19 protein-coding genes and 1 pseudogene are annotated in these 18,491 nt (G+C 61.9%); 13 read left to right on the forward strand and 7 right to left on the reverse strand.

The genetic code is table 11. From position 1 onward, the window contains the following. Positions 1 to 215: 215 nt before the first annotated feature. A complete protein-coding gene (locus PTE31013_RS11485) occupies positions 216 to 1,571 on the reverse strand; it encodes an MFS transporter (RefSeq protein WP_150612919.1) in 1,356 nt (451 codons plus the stop codon). 711 nt (positions 1,572 to 2,282) lie between these two features. Continuing rightward, the gene (locus PTE31013_RS11490; RefSeq protein ID WP_150612920.1) at positions 2,283 to 2,546 is read right to left on the reverse strand and encodes a hypothetical protein; all 264 of its coding nucleotides are present in this window, start codon (positions 2,544 to 2,546) and stop codon (positions 2,283 to 2,285) included. Between the two features lie 350 nt (positions 2,547 to 2,896). Here PTE31013_RS11490 and PTE31013_RS11495 point away from each other — a divergent pair, with 350 nt between their 5' ends. Continuing rightward, positions 2,897 to 3,310: a hypothetical protein gene (locus tag PTE31013_RS11495; RefSeq protein ID WP_150612921.1), complete on the forward strand. Its 414-nt coding sequence runs from the start codon at positions 2,897 to 2,899 to the stop codon at positions 3,308 to 3,310. Between the two features lie 36 nt (positions 3,311 to 3,346). Here PTE31013_RS11495 and PTE31013_RS11500 read toward each other — a convergent pair whose 3' ends face one another. Further along, entirely contained in the window at positions 3,347 to 4,264 is a 918-nt protein-coding gene (locus PTE31013_RS11500) for a LysR substrate-binding domain-containing protein (protein WP_150612922.1), read from the reverse strand. Positions 4,265 to 4,463: 199 nt separating this feature from the next. On the opposite strand from PTE31013_RS11500, the gene scpC reads away from it, so the two are divergent. Beyond that, positions 4,464 to 5,960, forward strand: coding sequence for a succinyl-CoA:acetate CoA-transferase ScpC (scpC, locus tag PTE31013_RS11505; protein ID WP_150612923.1), 1,497 nt, complete (start codon positions 4,464 to 4,466; stop codon positions 5,958 to 5,960). 314 nt (positions 5,961 to 6,274) lie between these two features. Here scpC and PTE31013_RS11510 read toward each other — a convergent pair whose 3' ends face one another. From PTE31013_RS11510 to PTE31013_RS24810, 3 genes are all read right to left on the reverse strand, one after another. Further along, entirely contained in the window at positions 6,275 to 6,979 is a 705-nt protein-coding gene (locus PTE31013_RS11510) for a GntR family transcriptional regulator (protein WP_150612924.1), read from the reverse strand. Between the two features lie 27 nt (positions 6,980 to 7,006). After that, positions 7,007 to 8,017: an asparaginase gene (locus PTE31013_RS11515; RefSeq protein ID WP_150612925.1), complete on the reverse strand. Its 1,011-nt coding sequence runs from the start codon at positions 8,015 to 8,017 to the stop codon at positions 7,007 to 7,009. Positions 8,018 to 8,758: 741 nt separating this feature from the next. Then, on the reverse strand, positions 8,759 to 8,908 hold the full coding sequence (locus PTE31013_RS24810; protein ID WP_174978526.1) for a hypothetical protein: 150 nt from the start codon (positions 8,906 to 8,908) through the stop codon (positions 8,759 to 8,761). Positions 8,909 to 9,283: 375 nt separating this feature from the next. On the opposite strand from PTE31013_RS24810, the gene PTE31013_RS11525 reads away from it, so the two are divergent. The 4 genes from PTE31013_RS11525 (at position 9,284) to PTE31013_RS11540 (ending at position 11,280) form a co-directional block, all read left to right on the forward strand. Further along, positions 9,284 to 9,487, forward strand: a complete 204-nt coding sequence (locus tag PTE31013_RS11525; RefSeq protein WP_017231945.1) for a cold-shock protein — start codon at positions 9,284 to 9,286, stop codon at positions 9,485 to 9,487. A 196-nt stretch (positions 9,488 to 9,683) separates the two neighbouring features. Further along, positions 9,684 to 9,914 carry a hypothetical protein gene (locus PTE31013_RS11530; protein WP_150612926.1) on the forward strand — a complete coding sequence of 77 codons (231 nt, stop codon included), beginning with the start codon at positions 9,684 to 9,686 and terminating at the stop codon, positions 9,912 to 9,914. Between the two features lie 729 nt (positions 9,915 to 10,643). After that, the gene (locus PTE31013_RS11535; protein WP_150612927.1) at positions 10,644 to 10,880 is read left to right on the forward strand and encodes a hypothetical protein; all 237 of its coding nucleotides are present in this window, start codon (positions 10,644 to 10,646) and stop codon (positions 10,878 to 10,880) included. Positions 10,881 to 11,064: 184 nt separating this feature from the next. Beyond that, on the forward strand, positions 11,065 to 11,280 hold the full coding sequence (locus PTE31013_RS11540) for a hypothetical protein (RefSeq protein ID WP_150612928.1): 216 nt from the start codon (positions 11,065 to 11,067) through the stop codon (positions 11,278 to 11,280). Between the two features lie 902 nt (positions 11,281 to 12,182). On the opposite strand, the gene PTE31013_RS11550 is transcribed toward PTE31013_RS11540, so the two are convergent. Then, positions 12,183 to 13,367 carry a thiolase family protein gene (locus PTE31013_RS11550; protein ID WP_150612929.1) on the reverse strand — a complete coding sequence of 395 codons (1,185 nt, stop codon included), beginning with the start codon at positions 13,365 to 13,367 and terminating at the stop codon, positions 12,183 to 12,185. A gap of 302 nt (positions 13,368 to 13,669) precedes the next feature. Here PTE31013_RS11550 and PTE31013_RS11555 point away from each other — a divergent pair, with 302 nt between their 5' ends. The 7 genes and pseudogenes from PTE31013_RS11555 (at position 13,670) to arsA (ending at position 18,457) form a co-directional block, all read left to right on the forward strand. After that, complete coding sequence (locus PTE31013_RS11555; RefSeq protein ID WP_150612930.1) at positions 13,670 to 13,960, forward strand: hypothetical protein; 291 nt, start codon at positions 13,670 to 13,672, stop codon at positions 13,958 to 13,960. Between the two features lie 165 nt (positions 13,961 to 14,125). Continuing rightward, positions 14,126 to 14,449, forward strand: a complete 324-nt coding sequence (locus PTE31013_RS11560; protein ID WP_150612931.1) for an ArsR/SmtB family transcription factor — start codon at positions 14,126 to 14,128, stop codon at positions 14,447 to 14,449. 12 nt (positions 14,450 to 14,461) lie between these two features. Further along, positions 14,462 to 14,938, forward strand: a complete 477-nt coding sequence (locus PTE31013_RS11565) for an ArsI/CadI family heavy metal resistance metalloenzyme (protein ID WP_150612932.1) — start codon at positions 14,462 to 14,464, stop codon at positions 14,936 to 14,938. A 9-nt stretch (positions 14,939 to 14,947) separates the two neighbouring features. Then, a complete protein-coding gene (locus PTE31013_RS11570) occupies positions 14,948 to 15,442 on the forward strand; it encodes an arsenate reductase ArsC (RefSeq protein ID WP_150612933.1) in 495 nt (164 codons plus the stop codon). 13 nt (positions 15,443 to 15,455) lie between these two features. Then, positions 15,456 to 15,734 (forward strand): annotated as a pseudogene (locus tag PTE31013_RS11575) (arsenate reductase/protein-tyrosine-phosphatase family protein); the annotation flags it as partial. A 104-nt stretch (positions 15,735 to 15,838) separates the two neighbouring features. Next, on the forward strand, positions 15,839 to 16,684 hold the full coding sequence (gene arsD, locus PTE31013_RS25300; RefSeq protein WP_150612934.1) for an arsenite efflux transporter metallochaperone ArsD: 846 nt from the start codon (positions 15,839 to 15,841) through the stop codon (positions 16,682 to 16,684). A gap of 9 nt (positions 16,685 to 16,693) precedes the next feature. Then, positions 16,694 to 18,457 (forward strand): arsenical pump-driving ATPase, encoded by a 1,764-nt coding sequence (arsA, locus tag PTE31013_RS11590; RefSeq protein ID WP_150612935.1) that lies wholly within the window; start codon positions 16,694 to 16,696, stop codon positions 18,455 to 18,457. Positions 18,458 to 18,491: the final 34 nt, after the last annotated feature.

An 18,491-nucleotide genomic window follows, 5' to 3' on the forward strand; every position in this document is an offset into this window, starting at 1 on the left:
GAAGCCTGTCGCGCCGCAGAAGGCACCGCAAACAAAGCGACGCCCGCCATGATAACGCCGGCGGGCGTCGCACTTTCATACTCGATGGTTATCGGACCCCTAACCATTGCTTATCGTGGCTTGTCGCGGCTTGTTGCCGCTCGTTCCGGCTTATCGCCCCCTGCCGCAACGTACCGTGGTGTGACGCAGCACCGAGGTCCCTCGCATCGCGTCCCTCAGCCGGCCGTTGCCGCGCGCAGGGTGCCGCCGTCGCCGCGCTGCGTGCGGGCAATCGCCAGCACGCCGACCAGCGACACGCATGCAGGCACCGCCGCCGCCAGGAACAGCGACGACGACGACCATTGCAGATGCATGAGCGCACCGCCAAGCACCGGTCCGAGCACCGAGCCGATGCGGCCGATGCCGAGGCTCCAGCCGATGCCGGTGGAGCGCAGCGAGGTCGGGTAATAGGTGGCGGCCAGCGCGTTGAGCGCCGGTTGCCCGCCGATGATCGAGAAGCCCGCGAAGAAGATCGCCACGAACACCGCGACCATCGACACCATCACCATTGGGTTGCCGATCGCCGCAGTCGCCGCCATCGCGATCAGGAACGTCACGGCGAGCACGCTCGTGAATCCGACACGGTCGATCAGACGGCCAAGCATCAGCGTGCCGATCACTCCCCCCGCCCACAGCGCGGTGCCCGCCATCACGGCGACTTGCGTCGAATAGCCCGCGTCGCGAATCACGGTCGGCAACCAGTTCGACAGGAAGTACATGTCGAGCAGGTTCGCGAAGTTCACGACCCAGAGCAGCAGCGTCACGCGCGCACGGCCGTCCTTGAACAGCTCGATGAACGGCACGCCCTTCGCCTTTTGCTCGTCGAGCACGAAACGAGCGTCGACCGGCACGCTGGCACCCGGCACCACGCGCAACAATTGCTTGCGAATGTGTGCGCTGTCGCGCTTGCCGAACATCAGGAACTGGATCGACTCGGGCAGCGAGATCCACATCAGCACGCCGAGCACCAACGGAATGGCGCCACCGATGTAGAACACCGCGCGCCAGCCCAGACTCGGAATGATCGCTGCCGTGATGAGGCCACCGACCACGCCACCCAGCGTGAATCCGCACGACACGATCATCATGAGCGACACGCGAATGCGACGCGGGCTGTACTCGCCGGCAAGCGCCATCGCGTTCGGCATGATGCAGCCCAGGCCCAGCCCGGCCGCAAAGCGCCAGACGACCAGTTCCGTAATCGTGTTGGCGAAACCCGTGACGATCATGCACGCCGAGAAGCACAAGGTCGCGCCAACGAGCACCGGGCGTCGGCCCAGCTTGTCGGCCAGCGCCGAAAAGGTGAGCGAACCCACCAGCATGCCGAACAGCCCCGCCCCGAATACCGGCGAGAGCATCTCCTTGGCGATGCCCCATTCGCGAATCACCACCGGGGCGACATAGCCCATCGCCTGGACGTCGAAGCCGTCCACCACCAGGCACATCGCGCACAACGCGATCACCCACCACTGATAGGCACCCAGACGGCTCTCGTCGATCAGTGCGCCCACATTCACTTCTGCTGCTTTCATCTTGTCTCCCAACGTTCTCGCATCTTCGTGGCCTTGCGTTCCAGTCGAGGCAACGGCTACCGCCTGCTTGCATCGCTGCCTCGAACCGGGCACCCCGCCACCCGAGTTGGGCGAACAGGGCATTTCATGCCTCGGGCCGGGCGGCGGATACACCATATTCCCCGAACATGAAATTACGCTTTGCGGAAGTTTATATCGCCAAACGTAAATCAATGCTCGGTGTTAACACTTAGATTTTCATGCGATGCAAACGGCATGGACGTGGGAATCCGAGCGAGATCGGTGGGATCTCGGCCCGCGGTCGTGACACTCGGCTTTGTGGTTTTTCTCCATCGGAACGATGGGATGCCGCCCCGGCGATGTGCCAGCAGGCTATACAGGTAGGGCTGTTGAGCGATTGACGCGACGAAAAGCGACGAATTGTCGCAGTTGACGTTTTTCTACAAAATTTTCTGCAAAGGTTAACCCGTCTAGGGATTTCCCTGATATAGTTGCACCTGTCTCCTCCACCTCCTCCTGGTGGATTTCACGGCCAGCAACTTGCTGGCCGTTTTTTTTGCTCGCCGCCGATCCCGAGACGCCTTGCGTTCGTGAACTGGAAAGGTGTGTAGTGCGCGTATGCGCGCCGCGAAGCACAATCGTCATCCGCAGCAAGCGCTTGCGCCGGGCGCGCACATCATGCCGCCCGCGGCGCGGCCGTCAATGAGGGCTTCAGTGCGAGGACGCGCTCTCTTGCGCAACGCGATCCTCAATGCGCCGCTCGATACGCTTTCGGACCTGCGCCGCGGCCTCGGACGCGTCATGGGCGTCGATACTCGAGAATTCGCAGCGGCCGATGTAGCGTCCTTCACAGTAGGCATCGACGGCACCATCGAAGCGCTCGTCTGTACGCGGGGTGACGGCCCCCTCGAAATCGAACGGGCGTCCCGGCGGCGTGTGGCTGACGTAGTGCCAGGAAAAGCGAAAAGATTGCATCACATGTCCCCTTCATTCAAGCGGCAGCGACGACGCTGCCGGCCGATGCTGTTTTTCGGGAAATCCTAACATGTTCAGGAATCGCGACAAACGGTCGGAAAAAAAAGCGGCCCGCCTGATCGGCGGGCCGGATAGTCCGTGGAGGTCGGGGGCACATCTAAACCACGGCAATTCCACTTTAGTCCCGAATCACTGTCGCTATTCTCGGTAATTTTCCCGATTCGGCATAAGCAGTTTGTCGGCTGCCGGCCATTCGGCGATGCGGCAGGCCACTACCGCGAAAGGGGGGACGAAATGGGGTCGGCGCTCGGGTAATGTTGCATGCTCCGCCTCCCTCCTCCGACCTCGCCATGGCACTCAAATTTCGCAATCCGGCGGACGGGGATGTCGTCGAGATCACGCGTCTGTCGTGCGTCGCGGCTTTCTTCCTCGGTCCGCTTTACCTGTTGGCCTACGGATTCGCTTGGCATGCGCTCGCGTGGACCGTCCTCGCCATCGGCCCCGCGTTGATCTGGAAGGATTCGGCGCTTGCATTCTCGCTGCCGGCCACCTGCCTGCTCTACTCGCTGATGATTCACCCGCTGCTCATCGCCAAGTTGCGCGCCAACGGCTGGCTGCCCGCGCGCGACGCCGCCGTGCCCAGCCCGCGCCATCGTGGTTACGACGCCTATGGCGACGCCCCGGTCGCCCAACGTACTGGCGTGGGCCGTCCCCTCCCCCCGACGCCCCGATCTGCCGCCAACGACAGCGAGTCGTCGGCGTGACACCCGGGAAGCCCAGCCCTGACTACGCCGAGACGATCAACCGGGCGGCGGTGCGCTATCGCCAACATCCGGCACCCGTGACGGCGACATTGCGATGAACCTGTCGAGCGCCGCCGAGGCGTGTTCTGCGCGATAGGCGAGACTGATCGGTGCATGCGGCACGTCGCCCTCGATCGACCAGAATCCCATGCCAGGCGTACGAATCTGACTCACCGACGCGGGCACCAGCGACACCCCGAACCCGGCCGCCACCATCGGCACAATCGACGTGATCTGCGGCGCTTCCTGCCCGAGCTTCGGATGAAATCCCGCTAACTCGCAGGCCGCAATCGTGCGGTCGTAAAGCGCGGGACTGATCTCGCGCGGCAGCAAGATGAACTCGTCATGGGCAAGCGCGGCCAGCGGCACGCGCTCCCGCGCGCACATCGCGTGGCCGAGGGGCAACACCAGCACCATCGGCTCGTCGACGACCGGCACCGTGACAATTCCCGGCGGCACCTCGAACGGCGTGCGAACAAACGCCACGTCGACCGCTTCGTCGACCAGCGCCGTCAGCAGGCTGGCCGTGTTGCTCTGTTGCGGGTGCAGTTGCACATCGGGATAGCGTGCGCGGAAGTCGCGGATCCACGCTGGAATACTAGGTTCGAAGTATGTCGCGCCCGCAAAGCCGATACGGATATGCCCCGCTTCGCCGCGTGAGATCTGTTGCATTCGGCGCTTGACGCGCGCCACCCGCTCCAACACCTGCCGTGCCTCCGGCAGAAACGCCTCACCCAGCTCAGTCAGTACGACATCGCGCGGCAGACGCACGAACAACGGCCCGCCCAGTTCCGCCTCGAGTTGCCGGATCTGCAAGCTCAAGGGAGGCTGCTGAATCCCGACACGCGCTGCCGCCCGAGTGAAATGACGCTCTTCGGCGACCGCAATGAAATATTGCAAATGCCGCAATTCCATGACCGCTCCTCTGTCAGCCCAGCGCCGCCGGGGTTTCCGTGTTTAATACATACAAAGTATCGAATTCCACAGTTCAATATATTGGAAATGTAGCCAACGGGTCAATACACTGCGAATCAGGCGCGGACAGGCTTGCCCTTGGCTGCCACGCCGAAAGATCAAGGGATTCGTATAAGAGAGAGAGACGAGGAGCCTGAAGATGTTTGAAGACCGCATCCGCCTGGCGTCGCTGCGCGACCGGGTGATGAGTGCCGATGACGCGGCAACGTTGGTGGACGATGGCATGGTGGTGGGCATGAGCGGATTCACCCGTGCCGGCGACGCCAAGGACATGCCCATTGCGCTGGCCAAGCGGGCCAAGGCCCACCCGATGAAGATCACGCTGATCACGGGGGCCTCGCTCGGGCACGATTCCGACAAGACGCTGACGGAAGCCGGCGTGCTGGCGAAGCGTCTGCCGTTCCAGGTCGACACGACGCTGCGCGGCGCGATCAATCGCGGCGACGTGATGTTCGTCGATCAGCATTTGTCGGAGACGGTCGAATTCCTGCGCACCGGCCAGTTCGGCGCGCTTGACGTGGCCGTGATCGAAGCCGTTGCCATCACGGAAGACGGTGGGCTCGTGCCGAGTTCGTCCGTCGGCAATTCGGCGAGCTTTGCGATTCTTGCGGAGAAGGTGATTGTCGAGATCAACCTCGCGCAGCCGCTTGCCTTCGAAGGCATGCACGACATCTGGATTCCGGGTCAGCGTCCACATCGCACGCCGCTGCCCATCGTCGACGTGCGCGATCGCATCGGCACGAACGTGGTAAAGATCGCGCCGGAGAAGATCGCCGCCATCGTCATCACCGACACGCCGGACAGCGCATCCAATGCGCTGCCGCCGGATGCGGACACGCAAAGCATCGCCGGCCATCTCATCGAATTCTTCCAGCATGAAGTCTCGCGCGGCCGCCTGCCGCGCACGCTGCCCGCACTTCAGTCGGGCATCGGCACCATTGCCAATGCGGTGCTCACGGGCTTCATCGACTCGCCGTTCGAGAACCTCACGATGTATTCGGAGGTGCTTCAGGACTCAACGTTCGAACTGATGGATGCGGGCAAGATGGTGTTCGCGTCGGGGTCGTCGATCACGGTGTCGCAAGCCGTGCAGGATCGTGTTTTCAATCATCTCGAGCGTTATCGCAACAAGCTTGTCCTGCGTCCGCAAGAGGTCAGCAACCATCCTGAAGTCATTCGACGGCTGGGGTTGATTGCGCTCAATACCGCGCTCGAAGCGGACATTTACGGCAACGTGAATTCCACGCACGTAGGCGGTACGCACATGATGAACGGCATCGGCGGTTCGGGCGACTTCGCTCGCAACGCCCGCATAGCGATCTTCGCAACCAAGTCGATTGCCAAGGACGGAAAGATATCTAGCATCGTGCCGATGGTGCCGCACGTCGACCACAACGAGCACGACGTGGACATCCTTGTAACGGAGCAGGGCCTGGCCGATCTGCGCACGCTCGCCCCGCGCGAGCGCGTGAACCTGGTGATCGATCATTGCGCGCATCCGAGCTACCGCGAGGTATTGCGCGACTACTATCGCGACGCCCTGCGCTACGGCGGGCAGACGCCGCACGCCTTGGAGCACGCGTTCGACATGCACGTCAACTTGCGCGAGCGCGGCTCGATGCTGGCGGGCAGATGATATCGCTGGCGGCCGCCAACGCCAACGGGCAAGCACCCGTTGCGACGGCGGCAACGGCTCCGACGGCCACCGTCGAGGCTGGGAAGAACATGGGGCGCATGCGGTCCTGTGGGCCGAACGCCGCTACGTGCGTTCAGGCATTCGCGGCTCGCCGGCGTGCGCGGGCGAGCCGCATTTTTATGTGCACGTGAGCGACCTGGTTATCGAAACGATAAGCATCGGCCGCTCCTGCGCCGCTATCGAGCGGTGCTGACAATGCTTCGCGACTCACCCGCCCGCGTCACATGAAGGCGCCACCGGCGAACCGGCAAACGTCACGCGTTCGCTGCCGCCTCGGTCTGTTCGATCGCCTTGACGATGATGCGCAGCGTGGCGTCGAGGTGCTCTTGCGTGTGCCGCCGGGCGGCGGCCACGTCGCGTGCGCGGTACTCATCGAGCATCGTCTGATGTTCCCGATTGCTCACGTCGATGTGCACGGGACGCATGTGGAGCGACAGCGCGATGTAGGGACCCGACGCGTCGCGCAGCGTCTTGATCAGGTGCGCCAGCCGGGAGTTGTCCTGCGACGCCCATAGCGCGGCGTGAAACGCCTGGTTCAGTTCGGTCCATTGGGCGACGTCCGACGTCGCGAGCATTTCCGCGTGCAACGCCTGTGCGTTGACGATGTCCCCCTCGCGAAGCGTAGCCATCGCCTGCTCGGCCATCATCGGTTCGAGGGTTTTGCGCAGGCGGTACAGCTCGTTGACGTCGTCGATCGTGAGACCGCGCACCACAGCACCGCGGTGCACGTCGAAAAACACCAGCCCCTCGGATACCAGCGTGCGCAGCGCTTCGCGCACGGGCGTTGTCGACATCTCCAGACGGCGAGCGAGATCGTCCTGCCGAAGCCGGTCGCCCGCCTTCAACTTGCCTTGCAGAATCTCGGTACGCAGCGTCTCGATGGCATATTGGTATGCCGTAAGCCGGCGACGACCCGAGGCGCCGGATACGCTCGCTACGCCGGCGGATACGGAAGACATGCTTTTCAAAGGGGTGCCATGCGTGGATTATTGACGCGTGAGTCTACTCCAATTCGCCACCGCATCCCCAACCGCTCCGGGCGCGACACCCGACGCGAGAAGCGCCGCGACCAACAGGCGCGCCTTGAGTGCAGAGAGCCAGCCGGTCATGCGCGCGCCACGTTGGGCCAGGTCGATTTCGGCGCCCACATACCCGTAAGTTTGAAACGCCGTCGAGCCGCCCGCCGCGCGACTGGCGATCACCACCGGCACTTGTTCGGCCAGCACGCCGATACGCTGTGCGAATGCAAACGAGACGTGGCCGGCGCCCTGCCCGGCGATCACGACGGCCTCATAGCCGCCCTTCACCGCCATCTCCGCCAGTTCGCCATCATCGCCCAGCACGGCCGTCACCAGCGCGACCTTCGGCCAGGCGCGTACGGGCCGCGTCAGTGGCCCCGGACGCGCCTGACGTGCATGGAAGAACGCAGGGGCTCCCTCGACGAGACGCGCGGCGACGCCACCGTCACGCGACACAAACGCCTGCACCGCAAGCGAATCGCCCTTGCTGACCCAGCGTGCGTAGTGCGCCACGTCGTTCATCACGACGAGCACGCCGCGCCCGACGCTCTCGGAATGGAGCGCCACCCTGACGGCCGCCAGCAGATTCGCGGGGCCGTCTGCGCCTGCGGCCTGCGGCGCCCGCATCGCCCCCGTGAGGATGAGCGGCGCGGGCAGTGTCCAGAACAGGTCCAGCAGGAAGGCCGTCTCCTCGAGCGTGTCGGTGCCCTGCGTGAGCACAACGCCGCGCGCCCCGGCCGCGACTTGCTGCTCGGCCCAGACGAGCGCCTCCATCAGGTCGTCATAGCGCAACGAAGCACTCGGCAGTTGGCGAAGCGATGACGTTGTAATCGTCGCCACGTCGGACAAGCCGGGCACCGAGCGGGCCAGTTGTGCGGCGTCAAGCGTCGGGACGACGCCGGCGGCGGCGTCTGACGAGGTCATGCTGATCGTGCCGCCAAGCGAGGCGATGGCGACCACGGGAAGCGAATGGGACATGGTGGATCGGTTCTTGATATCAGTTGATGCGAATTATGCATTATATATAATCGATAATGTTTTCCGAAGGGCACCGGGCACTTCGCTGAGAACCCCACGTCTGGGAGACGTCATGCAAGCAGGCACTGTAGGCTGGGTGGACGCCGGGGCGACGCGATACCAGTTTGCGGTATTCGGCGGGGCGGCCCTGATCGGGTTCGCGACGACCCGCGGGCCGTTCGGGTTTGCCGACAGATCGGTCACTCCATCATCAACAAGACGATTTCCGCTTAGGCGTCGCCACTTCATGCTGTTGACGTGGACGCCGAAATATCTCGCCGACAGTTTTGTTTCACGCTGTCGTTGCTGCGGTAAATCGGCTTGATTGCGTGGACGGGCGCGTGTGTGACCGTGCGGCTCGCAGGACACATTTCCGACTGGCTGCATCTCAAGAGGGGCAAGCGGGTGGTGGCGCGTCGCTGGTTAGCCGCGGCAGCGCTCACGTGCGCGACGCCATGCTTCCTGTTGGTCTCGCTGGCGCAGAGCGTTTGGACGCTGCTCGCGCTGACATTGGCGGGCATCCTCTCCGCCCAGTACAGTTACTCGTCGATGTTTGTCGCGGCGGCGGTGGGCGTGTTTGCGATGCTGCGGGCTCGGCTGGGGATGGGGCCGGAGGTGGGACGGGGCGATACCGGGACGGCGTCGGCCGGATTCGGTGCGAAGCGCCCGCCCACCGATGCGTACGCGGGCGCATCACGCCGTTTAGCAGTTGCCCTTTTTCGCCTGCCCCGGCGGACAGAAGCCATTCCCCGGGCCACCGCGTCCGCCGTAACCACCCTCGTCGGGAAGATAGACAGCGCAACTGGCCAACAGGACCGTGGTGGCAAGGAGCAGAAAAGAGAGTTTGCGCATTTGGGGTATCTCCGAGTGATATGGCGACACACGATAGCAGAATCGCGAAGCGTGTCACCACACGTCCGATCCTTGTCGGCGCCGGCGGCGGGACCGAATGCACATAGCGCTGCCAGTGTGCTGCCAGTGAATACCCACCTCATTTCTAGCGCACGCCTCCACAAAAGAGCGCGTTGCACCAAAGCGGGATCAATTAACGATATGCATTGACATCCCGAACTTGTCCCTGTATCTTTAGCCCAGAAATATTCAAGAAGCTCGATTGCTGATCACCATTTTCCGCCTCGTCTGCGCGGTACTCGTTGTCCTCTCCTCTTCCTTGAAGTTTTTGTTGCTCCTCAATGGAGCTGTGTTTTTTCGTTTCAAGGAATCAATATGGATACCGGTACTGTTAAGTGGTTCAACGATAGCAAGGGTTTCGGCTTCATTACCCCTGATGCTGGCGGCGACGATCTCTTCGCTCACTTCTCGGAAGTTCGCGGCGATGGGTTCAAGACGCTTGCTGAGAATCAGAAGGTGAGTTACGAGACAAAGCGTGGCCCGAAGGGCATGCAAGCCTCGAATATCACCCCGCTGTAATGTAGTTAAAGGGCCGGTCTACCGGCCCTTCGTTTGTCTGCTTCACCCGCTTCCTCGCGCAGCGATGCGCTGCCTTTCCGATCGTCTCGCGTCAATGTGCGCGTCATTTGTCTTTACGACACGATCCGTCTCGCCCCACCTTCAATTTGTCTTGCTTGTCCGGCATGGTTGTCGTGCAGGTGCTCGACAATCGTCAATGCAAAATACCCAACATCGCCACCAATACAACGGTTATTCAATCTCCCCGTCCGCGCACCGACTACCGGACGGCTGGTTTGCTGCCAACCTCCTTCTCGTGAGGACCGGTGCGCTTGACACAGCGCCGGTTGCCTACAATTTCTACGCGCTCGACTATTTCGACAACGAAACGCAAGCCCTGGGACACGCCACCACGTGGGCACGCGACTGGGTCGACAATCGAGGTTAGTCGGCATTCCGATGTCGTCGGCTTGCCGCGACCGTGCGCGTAACCTTGCCATCGGATTCGAGCATTACAACGAGCCACCGACGACGCAGGCGCCTGGCGGACAGAATGATTGGTTGTAGTCCTAACAAATTTTCCCGCCGATCTCGCATTTCCCTATGGTCAAGCAAGACTCGATTGCAATTGCTCTGTCGCTAAAGTAAACGCCGCCCCCCCGGCCTAAATGAATGAAAATCCTCGAAATTCGCGTTAGGCTCTCGAAATAAGCCAACATATGAGTATGTCGTAACCCCAACATCGTCAAGGCATGTTTCGAGATTAATCCATATCTCGAAACCATTAAAACTTCTCTCGACTATTTCCCACATGCCCGCACCTCCGATCGTCTAGCGACAGCTGGCGCAAAGAAGAGGTACGTGTGCTTAACAGAACACATCCGTATATCAATTTTTCGCGAATGCTTACGAGTAGTTCTGTAAACTTTTTCATTCTACGCCCATTTTCCTGGCGCCGATTTTATCGAAGCATCACGTCAACACGCGCTCGATCAGAAGCCGATAGATCTTCCGCATTTTGCAGCCTCGCGCGGCAATCCCGGCAAAAAAACAGCGGGGATAAGAAGTAGAATTTTCTCGTTGAGAAACTTCTTAGGAATGAAGAGGCGCGCGGCTCAACAAATGGTTACGCGGAATTTTTCCGCGTGCGCCCCCCCCCTCGAGGTTGGAGTTGGTAATGGAAAGGATGATTGCGTATCGCGGCTTCGATATCCACATTATGCTTAAGTCGACCACAGAGGACATGTTCGACGCGTGGTTTCGCGTGGATGGCCGAATAAAGCCGGTAGGCGTCAAGGCTTTAGGCGCGTTTATAAAGGTTCGCAATGGACCGTTCTCGCGTCGATGGGCCTATCTGATCGCTGAGATTTCCGGTCAGGCCGCGATAGACGTCATACTCGGCCCTCCCGAGTAGGCGCTGCCCGGCTTGGTATAGCGTCACGCGGGTATTCCTTAGGCCCCACTGCCGTAGACAGGCGTAGTCTGACCTGACGTCCCCCCCGCGAAGCCGATTAGAGCCTGTGCATTTCGGCGGACTTCTTTTTGCCATGCCGGGTATGGGCTCGTGTAAAGATTCATCCAAACAGGCGGAGACCGATATGGCAAGATGCGCCGCATGTGAGCAACTCATGGGCACGATGCCCCGCGGAGAGGCGCACCAGGACCTCGTGCAGACTGGGACGGCTCGCAGGAAGCATTTTGCGCAGGCAGCTGGAGATCTGGTGTTCTACCGCTGTCATGCCTGCGGGCAGCAGTGGGAGCATGCGTCCGGCAATGGCGATCTCCATCTCGGCTGGTCGCTCGTGACGAAGTAGCTCGACAAGCGTTATCCGAATCGCTTCACTCGCTCCGCTCACAAGCGCGGGCCTTCCCCCCGAGAATCTCGTGATTTGCTTCGGCCGTGGCAGTCGGAGCTTGCCCCATCACTTTCTTCTTCGACACATGTTTGTGTCTGCACGGGTATTCCTTAGTTTTTCGGCGAGCGCGTACGCGTAGACTTTACTGACCGTGACGCAATGTCGTGCCCCTCGCTCCACGGATTCATGGCCCATCCATCGCGATGGGCTTTTTTCAGCTTGGCCGGAGGGCGTTACGCTTGCCAGACGCACCAACCGACGCCAGAGATCAAGCTAACTTCAACGGACGGTGACGATTTCTGATGATCACATTCCGGTCTTCAATGCGATTCGCACGATCCAGCCGGGCATTGGATTCGAGTATCCGTCCACAAGGCGCAGCAGACGATCCAGCTCGTCGCTGTCCAGACGTCGTGGCCATCCCGAACCGGGCGACGGGCGGCCTTCCAGGTACCAAATAACAAAAATCCCTTGACGTCACCATCAAGAGATTCTTAGTACTACTTGGCAGGCCGTGCTGGGTTCGAACCAGCGGCCAAGGGATTATGCGTTTGCGGCTAACTGTGGATGCCCAGGAAAATCAAGGGCAGGCGGCCGTAAGCAGAAACACCGAAAAGTATTTACGTGACAATAGGTCAGCGTAATCTTGAGGACGGCGACAAACGTTATGGGTGTACCGGAGTTGTACTGAAATTTTTTAATCGCATGGCCGACAAAAAGGGGATTGCCACTGTCGCCCATTCCGGCCAGCCCCTCCGCCTCTTCTGTGCCGGCTTCGCCGCAACCCACTACGGCCGTTTGCGACTGTGGATTCACCGCCTTGACGAGTCATGGCTTGCGGGCGCAACCCCTACAGGCGTTCACAGAAGTTCGAGTGCCAACGCGATGCCCTGTCCTCCGCCAATGCAAAGCGTCACGATCCCGCGCCGACCGCCGCCACGCTGCATCTGATGCAACAGCCGCGTAGTCAGCACCGCGCCGCTCGCACCGATCGGATGTCCATGAGCAATCGCGCCACCCTCTGCATTTACAACGTCTTCCGCAAAGCCCAGCTCGCGCAGACACGCCAGTGCGATGGCCGCGAACGCCTCGTTGATTTCTACGCGATCCACGTCCGATATAGACCAGCCGGCGCGTGCAATAGCCTGTCGCACCGCGGGGATCGGGCCCAGGCCGAAGAAACCCGGCTCCACGGCTCCCACGCCATAACTGACCAGCCGGGCCATTGGTGTCAGGCCATTGCGTTCGGCCCAGCCCCGCTCGGCGACGACCATCGCAGCCGCGCCGCTGTTCAGGCCGGGCGCGTTGCCTGCGGTAATCGTCCCGTCCTTGCGAAAGGCCGGTTTGAGCCTGGCAAGCGATTCGGCGCTGGTATCCGGCCGATTGTGCTCGTCGCGGACGAACACCGTTGACCCTTTGCGACCTGGCACCTCCAGCGGCACGATTTCGGCATCGAAGCGTCCAGCCGCCTGAGCCTGTGCGAAGCGTTGCTGTGAACGTAGCGCCCAACGATCCTGGTCCTCGCGAGAGATGCCGCACTTCGCCACAAGGTCTTCAGTGTGCCAGCCTGAGTGCTGGCCGCTAAAGGCATCGTTGAGCCCATCGAGCAGCATGCTGTCGAACAACGTCACGTCGCCCATCCTGGCGCCCCAGCGTCCTTGCGGCAGCAGGTAGGGACTGCGATCCATGTTTTCCATGCCACCGGCGATCGCGCATTCGATCATGCCGGCCCATATTTCGGTGGCCGCACTGACGATGGCCTGCGCTCCCGACCCACAGACGCGGTTGACCGTAAGCGCCGGAACGTCGACCGGCAATCCCCCGGCGATGCCCGCCTGCCGCCCCGGATTCATTTTTACGCCGGCCTGAATCACATTGCCCATGACCAGCGAATGGACCTTGTCGGCGGCCAATCCAGCGCGCCTGAGGCTTTCGCGGATAACGGCAGCGCCAAGCGTTGGCGCTGGCACGTCCTTGAGTGTCCCGGCGTAGGTGCCGATCGCCGTACGCACTGGGCTGCATAGGACCACTTCAACGTTGCTCATGACCTTGCTCCTCAAAGGAATGACGCGGAATCAGGTAATACGGAAGATCGTGCCGGCCAATGCAGCCCCGGTGCGAGGGTGTTAAGGACCGTCCCGCCTTTCTTCAGGTTCAGATGAGGCTACAGGTTTGTACGAAGCCTAGGCACCCGTGCGGTTCTGTTTCCGCCTTGACGGCCTTCCATGATGGCAGAGGCAGTCGCGACCTTCTTGACGTATGTCAAGACAGGTACCGTCGCCACTCTGCAAGTTGAGACACAACGACGATTGACCCATATGGGCTGTGCCGGAACGGAGAAGCTGCCGTGAAAGATATCGAACGGGAAATCGACAAACTCTGGAAACGGATTAACCGCATGCAGGCTCAGGTGGACGCGATGGCAACCGTGGTGCACGCAGCACTGCCGCTTCTGCAAGACTCATCAACGTTTGCAGCAGTACTTCGCGATACACTCGATGCGCGGATGTCTAATCGACTATGCGGGGGCGTCGACGAAGATTTTGTCGCCGAGTACGTATCCTGCCTCAGAACGATCTTGCCGAAACAACTTTCAGCGACCCTGACGCAGGCGGGACAGATGCATAGCCAGATCTAGAAGTCCCGCCGCTCCTCACCGAACACCATCCGCAGCCGATTCACGACCGGCTCCGATCGCCCAGCGCGGCTACTGATGGCGTCGCTTTCATGCCGCGGCTGTTTGGCAGGACCATCGAAGAGATAGATTGTTGCGGGTTATGATTATTTCGATTATATTGGAATAATGGAAATGAAAGACATTGTCCGCGCCCTCTCCGCGCTGGCTCATGAACTGCGCCTGCGCGTATTCCGGATGCTGGTTGTTGCCGGCCCCGCCGGACTGACGCCCGGCGCCATCGCGGGGCAGCTCGACATTCCCAATGCGACACTCTCCTTTCATCTGAAGGAGTTGATGCACGCGGGGCTCGTCACACAGGAGCGTGATGGGCGCAGTCTGATCTATCGAACCGCCTTCGAGCAGATGAACGCGCTGCTCGGCTTTCTGACCGAAAACTGTTGCCAGGGCGAGGCGTGCCTCACGCCCGGCGCCGATTCCTGCAAATCCTGAAGGAGAACGTTCATGAAGCGGTTTCACGTCCACGTCCACGTTGACGATCTTGCAGCCAGTGTCGCTTTCTATACGAAGCTGTTTGCCGCGGAACCCGCGCGGCTCGAAGTGGATTACGCGAAATGGATGCTGGACGATCCCCGCGCGAACTTCGCCATTTCGACGCGCGGCGCGAAGGCCGGTGTGGACCATCTGGGTTTCCAGGTGGAAGAGGCCGATGAACTCGCCGAACTCGCACAGCGCGCCAGGGCTGCGGACATGGTCTTGCTGGACCAGGGCGAAACCGCCTGCTGCTATGCGCGCAGCGAGAAGCACTGGATCGTGGACCCGCAAGGCATCGCCTGGGAGCATTTTCATACCCTGGATAGCGTTCGCGTCTATGGCCAAAGTAGCGAGCAGCTCCTGTCACCGGGAACACCCGGATGCTGCGTCCCGCGCGGAAAACCCATTGACGTTCCCGTGAAACCTGCCGGTTCGGACCGCTGCTGAGAACACCTCATGACTGACAGAATCTACAACGTCCTGTTCATCTGCACGGGCAATTCGGCCCGGTCGATCCTCGGCGAGGGCCTGATGAACCACTATGGGGCGAACCGCTTCAAGGCATATTCAGCGGGGAGTCACCCCACCGGCCTCGTCAATTCCTATGCGCTGCAAGCTTTGAAGGAATTCGGTATTGGAGCAGACGGATTCCGCAGCAAGAACTGGGACGAGTTTTCGCGCGACGGTGCGCCAGAGCTGGATTTTGTGTTTACGGTCTGCGACACGGCTGCGGGCGAAGTCTGTCCGATCTGGCCGGGTCAGCCGGTGACGGCCCATTGGGGTGTAGCTGATCCCATATCGGTCGAAGGCAGTGAAGAGCGCAGGCAGCAGGCGATCTTGGATGCCGCCGTCATATTGAAACGCCGCATCGAACTGTTTCTCTCGTTGCCTCTCGACAAACTGGACGCCGTGGCACTGCGCAGAGCAGTGCATGACATCGGCAAGCAATAAGGCAGCATCCGCGATGGCCACCAATGCACTTATTCTCTGCATCCACAATTCGGCGCGCGGCGTGCTCGCCGAAGGCATGCTGAATCATTGGGCGCAGAAGCTTGGCAAGGACGTGCGCGCCTATAGCGCCGGCAGCGCGCCGAGCGGCCGTATCAACCCGTTTGCGCTGGATGCCCTGTCGAACGCGGGCGTCGACACCCAGGGCTATTGCAGCAAGAACTGGGACGAATTCGCTGCGGACGGTGCGCCTCGTCGCCGCGCTGCACAACGGGTTCGATGCCCCAGTTGCGCGATGATGGGCACGATGCGATAGCTGGACACGATCCGGGCGCGATGCATCACCATCCGACAGACATGTCCGTGATGTCCCGGCAATGACCGTAGAGGAGCGTCGGCATGAGCACACGTGATGACGAAATTCGCCCGGCAGCCGCCACAGACTTCGATGCCATCCGCGCGTTGCTGAACACCTGCGGGCTACCCGCCAGCGACCTCACGGCGCAAAGCCTCGACGGCTTCCACGTCGCCGTGCGCGACGCCGGGATCGTCGGGGTGGCGGGACTGGAACAAGCCGGCGTGGCGGCCCTGTTGCGTTCGGTCGCTGTTCACCCGCGGCTGCGCGCGTCCGGTCTCGGTAGTCGCCTTATCGACGCTTCCATTGCGCTAGCGCAAACGCGATCGCTGCGCGCGCTGTACCTTATTCCGAACGACGAATCCGCCCACACATTCTTTGCGCGGCGCGGGTTCATTCGCATCGAGCGAAACCACATTCCCGAAGCGATCCGCGGTCTGCCCGAATTCACGCATCTCTGCCCGCAGACGCACCCGTGCTTGTGGAAACCGCTGAATCCCGATGGCTCCAAGGTGCCTGCCATGAAGAAACTCGAAGTGTTCGATCCCGCCATGTGTTGCTCGACAGGCGTTTGCGGTGTGGACGTGGACCCCGTGCTGGCGCAATTCGCTGCTGACCTGAAGTGGGTCGAGGCGCACGGCGTCACCGTGGCCCGCTACAACCTCGGCCAGGCGCCGCAAGCGTTCGCTGCCAACGCGGCGGTGGTCAAGGAAATGGAAGCCGGTATGGAACGGCTGCCGATCCTCGTGATCGACGGCCACATCGTATCGACGGGCATGTATCCGTCCCGCCAGCAACTCGCGCAGAAACTCGGCATTGCGCTGACGACGGCGGAAAAGCCGCACATCAAGGCCGGTAACTGCTGCACGCCGGGTTCAGGCTGCTGCTAGGGAGCGCTCATGTCCCTTCCTGAAACGCAGACCCGATACCTGTTCTTCACTGGAAAAGGCGGCGTCGGCAAGACATCGCTTTCCTGTGCCACGGGCCTCGCCCTGGCGGATGCCGGCAAGCGGGTGCTCATCGTCAGCACGGATCCGGCCTCCAATCTCGACGAGGTACTTGGCGTCGGCCTGAGCCAGTTGCCGACGGCGGTGCCCGGCGCCGCGGGCCTGTTCGCGTTGAATATCGACCCCGAGGCCGCCGCGCAGGCTTACCGGGAACGCATGGTCGGGCCGTATCGCGGCGTCTTGCCTGCCGCGGCGATCCGCAACATGGAGGAGCAGTTTTCCGGGGCCTGCACCGTCGAGATAGCGGCCTTCGACGAATTCTCCAAACTGCTCGGCGACCCGGCGGCAACGGTCGATTTCGATCACGTGATTTTCGATACCGCCCCGACGGGCCACACGCTGCGTTTGTTGACGTTGCCTTCGGCGTGGAACAAGTTCATCTCGTCGTCGACTGGGGGCGCCTCGTGCCTCGGGCCACTGGCCGGGCTAGAGAAGCAGAAGGCGCTGTACGCGGCGACTGTCGAACGCCTCTCGAACACCGCAGAGACCACCGTCGTTCTGGTGAGCCGCCCCGAAGTCGCGGCACTGCGCGAAGCGAATCGCACGCGGCACGAACTGGCCGAACTCGGCATTCGCAACCAGGTGCTGGCAATCAATGGGCTCTTTGCGACCGACCGGCGTGACGACGCCATCGCGACCGCCATGGCGCAGCGCGCGCAGCAGGCGCTGGCCGACATGCCGCGAGAACTGGCTGGCTTGCCGCAGACGCGCATTCCGTTTCTGCCGCGCGGCACGGTCGGCCTGGGCGCGCTGCGCGACATGGCGCATCCCGAGCGCGTGCGCATGCCGACCGAGCGCCGGATGCCCGAAACCGCCTTGCCGCCGGGCTTGGGGAGACTCGTCGACGAGTTGGCAACGGCGGGCCACGGCGTAATCATGACAATGGGAAAAGGCGGCGTGGGCAAGACTACAGTAGCGGCTGCTATCGCAGTCGCGCTGGCGGGCCGCGGACACGACGTGATCCTCTCAACCACCGACCCAGCCTCGCATGTAGCCGCCACCGTCGATGGCGTCGTGCCTCGGCTGAGCGTCACGCGCATCGACCCGGCCCGCGAAGTGCAGCAGTACACCGATGAAGTGCTGGGCAAAGCGGCATCGCATCTCGATGCGGGCGGCCGGGCGATGCTCGAAGAAGATCTGCGCTCGCCCTGCACCGAAGAGATCGCCATCTTCAGGGCCTTCGCGCGTACCGTCGATCAAGGCAAGTCCGGCTTTGTGGTTCTGGACACCGCGCCGACCGGGCACACCATCCTACTGCTGGATGCAGCCGAGGCCTATCATCGCGAAGTGATGCGTACACAGGGTGACATGCCGGAGTCGGTCCGTCAGTTGCTGCCGCGCCTGCGCGACCCAGACTACAGCCGAATCCTCATCGTCACGTTGCCGGAAGCGACACCGGTTCACGAAGCGGAGCGCCTGCGCGCGGACCTCGCGCGCGCCGGGGTCTCGCCGTACGCGTGGGTCATCAACCAGTCGTTGCTGGCGAGCGGCACGACCGATCCGATGCTATGTCAGCGAGGGACTTGCGAGGTGCCGTTCGTGCGCCGCGTGGCGGACAACCTGGCGCAGCGCACCGCATTGATTCCGTGGCTTGCCGAGGCACCGGTCGGGGCAGCCGGCCTCAATCATGTGATCACGTCGCGGGCGGCCACGTAGTGCCCCGACCATCGCCTTGAAGCGCAATGGGCTG

This window comes from Pandoraea terrigena, from assembly GCF_902459705.1.
In the GTDB taxonomy this organism is placed as follows: domain Bacteria; phylum Pseudomonadota; class Gammaproteobacteria; order Burkholderiales; family Burkholderiaceae; genus Pandoraea; species Pandoraea terrigena.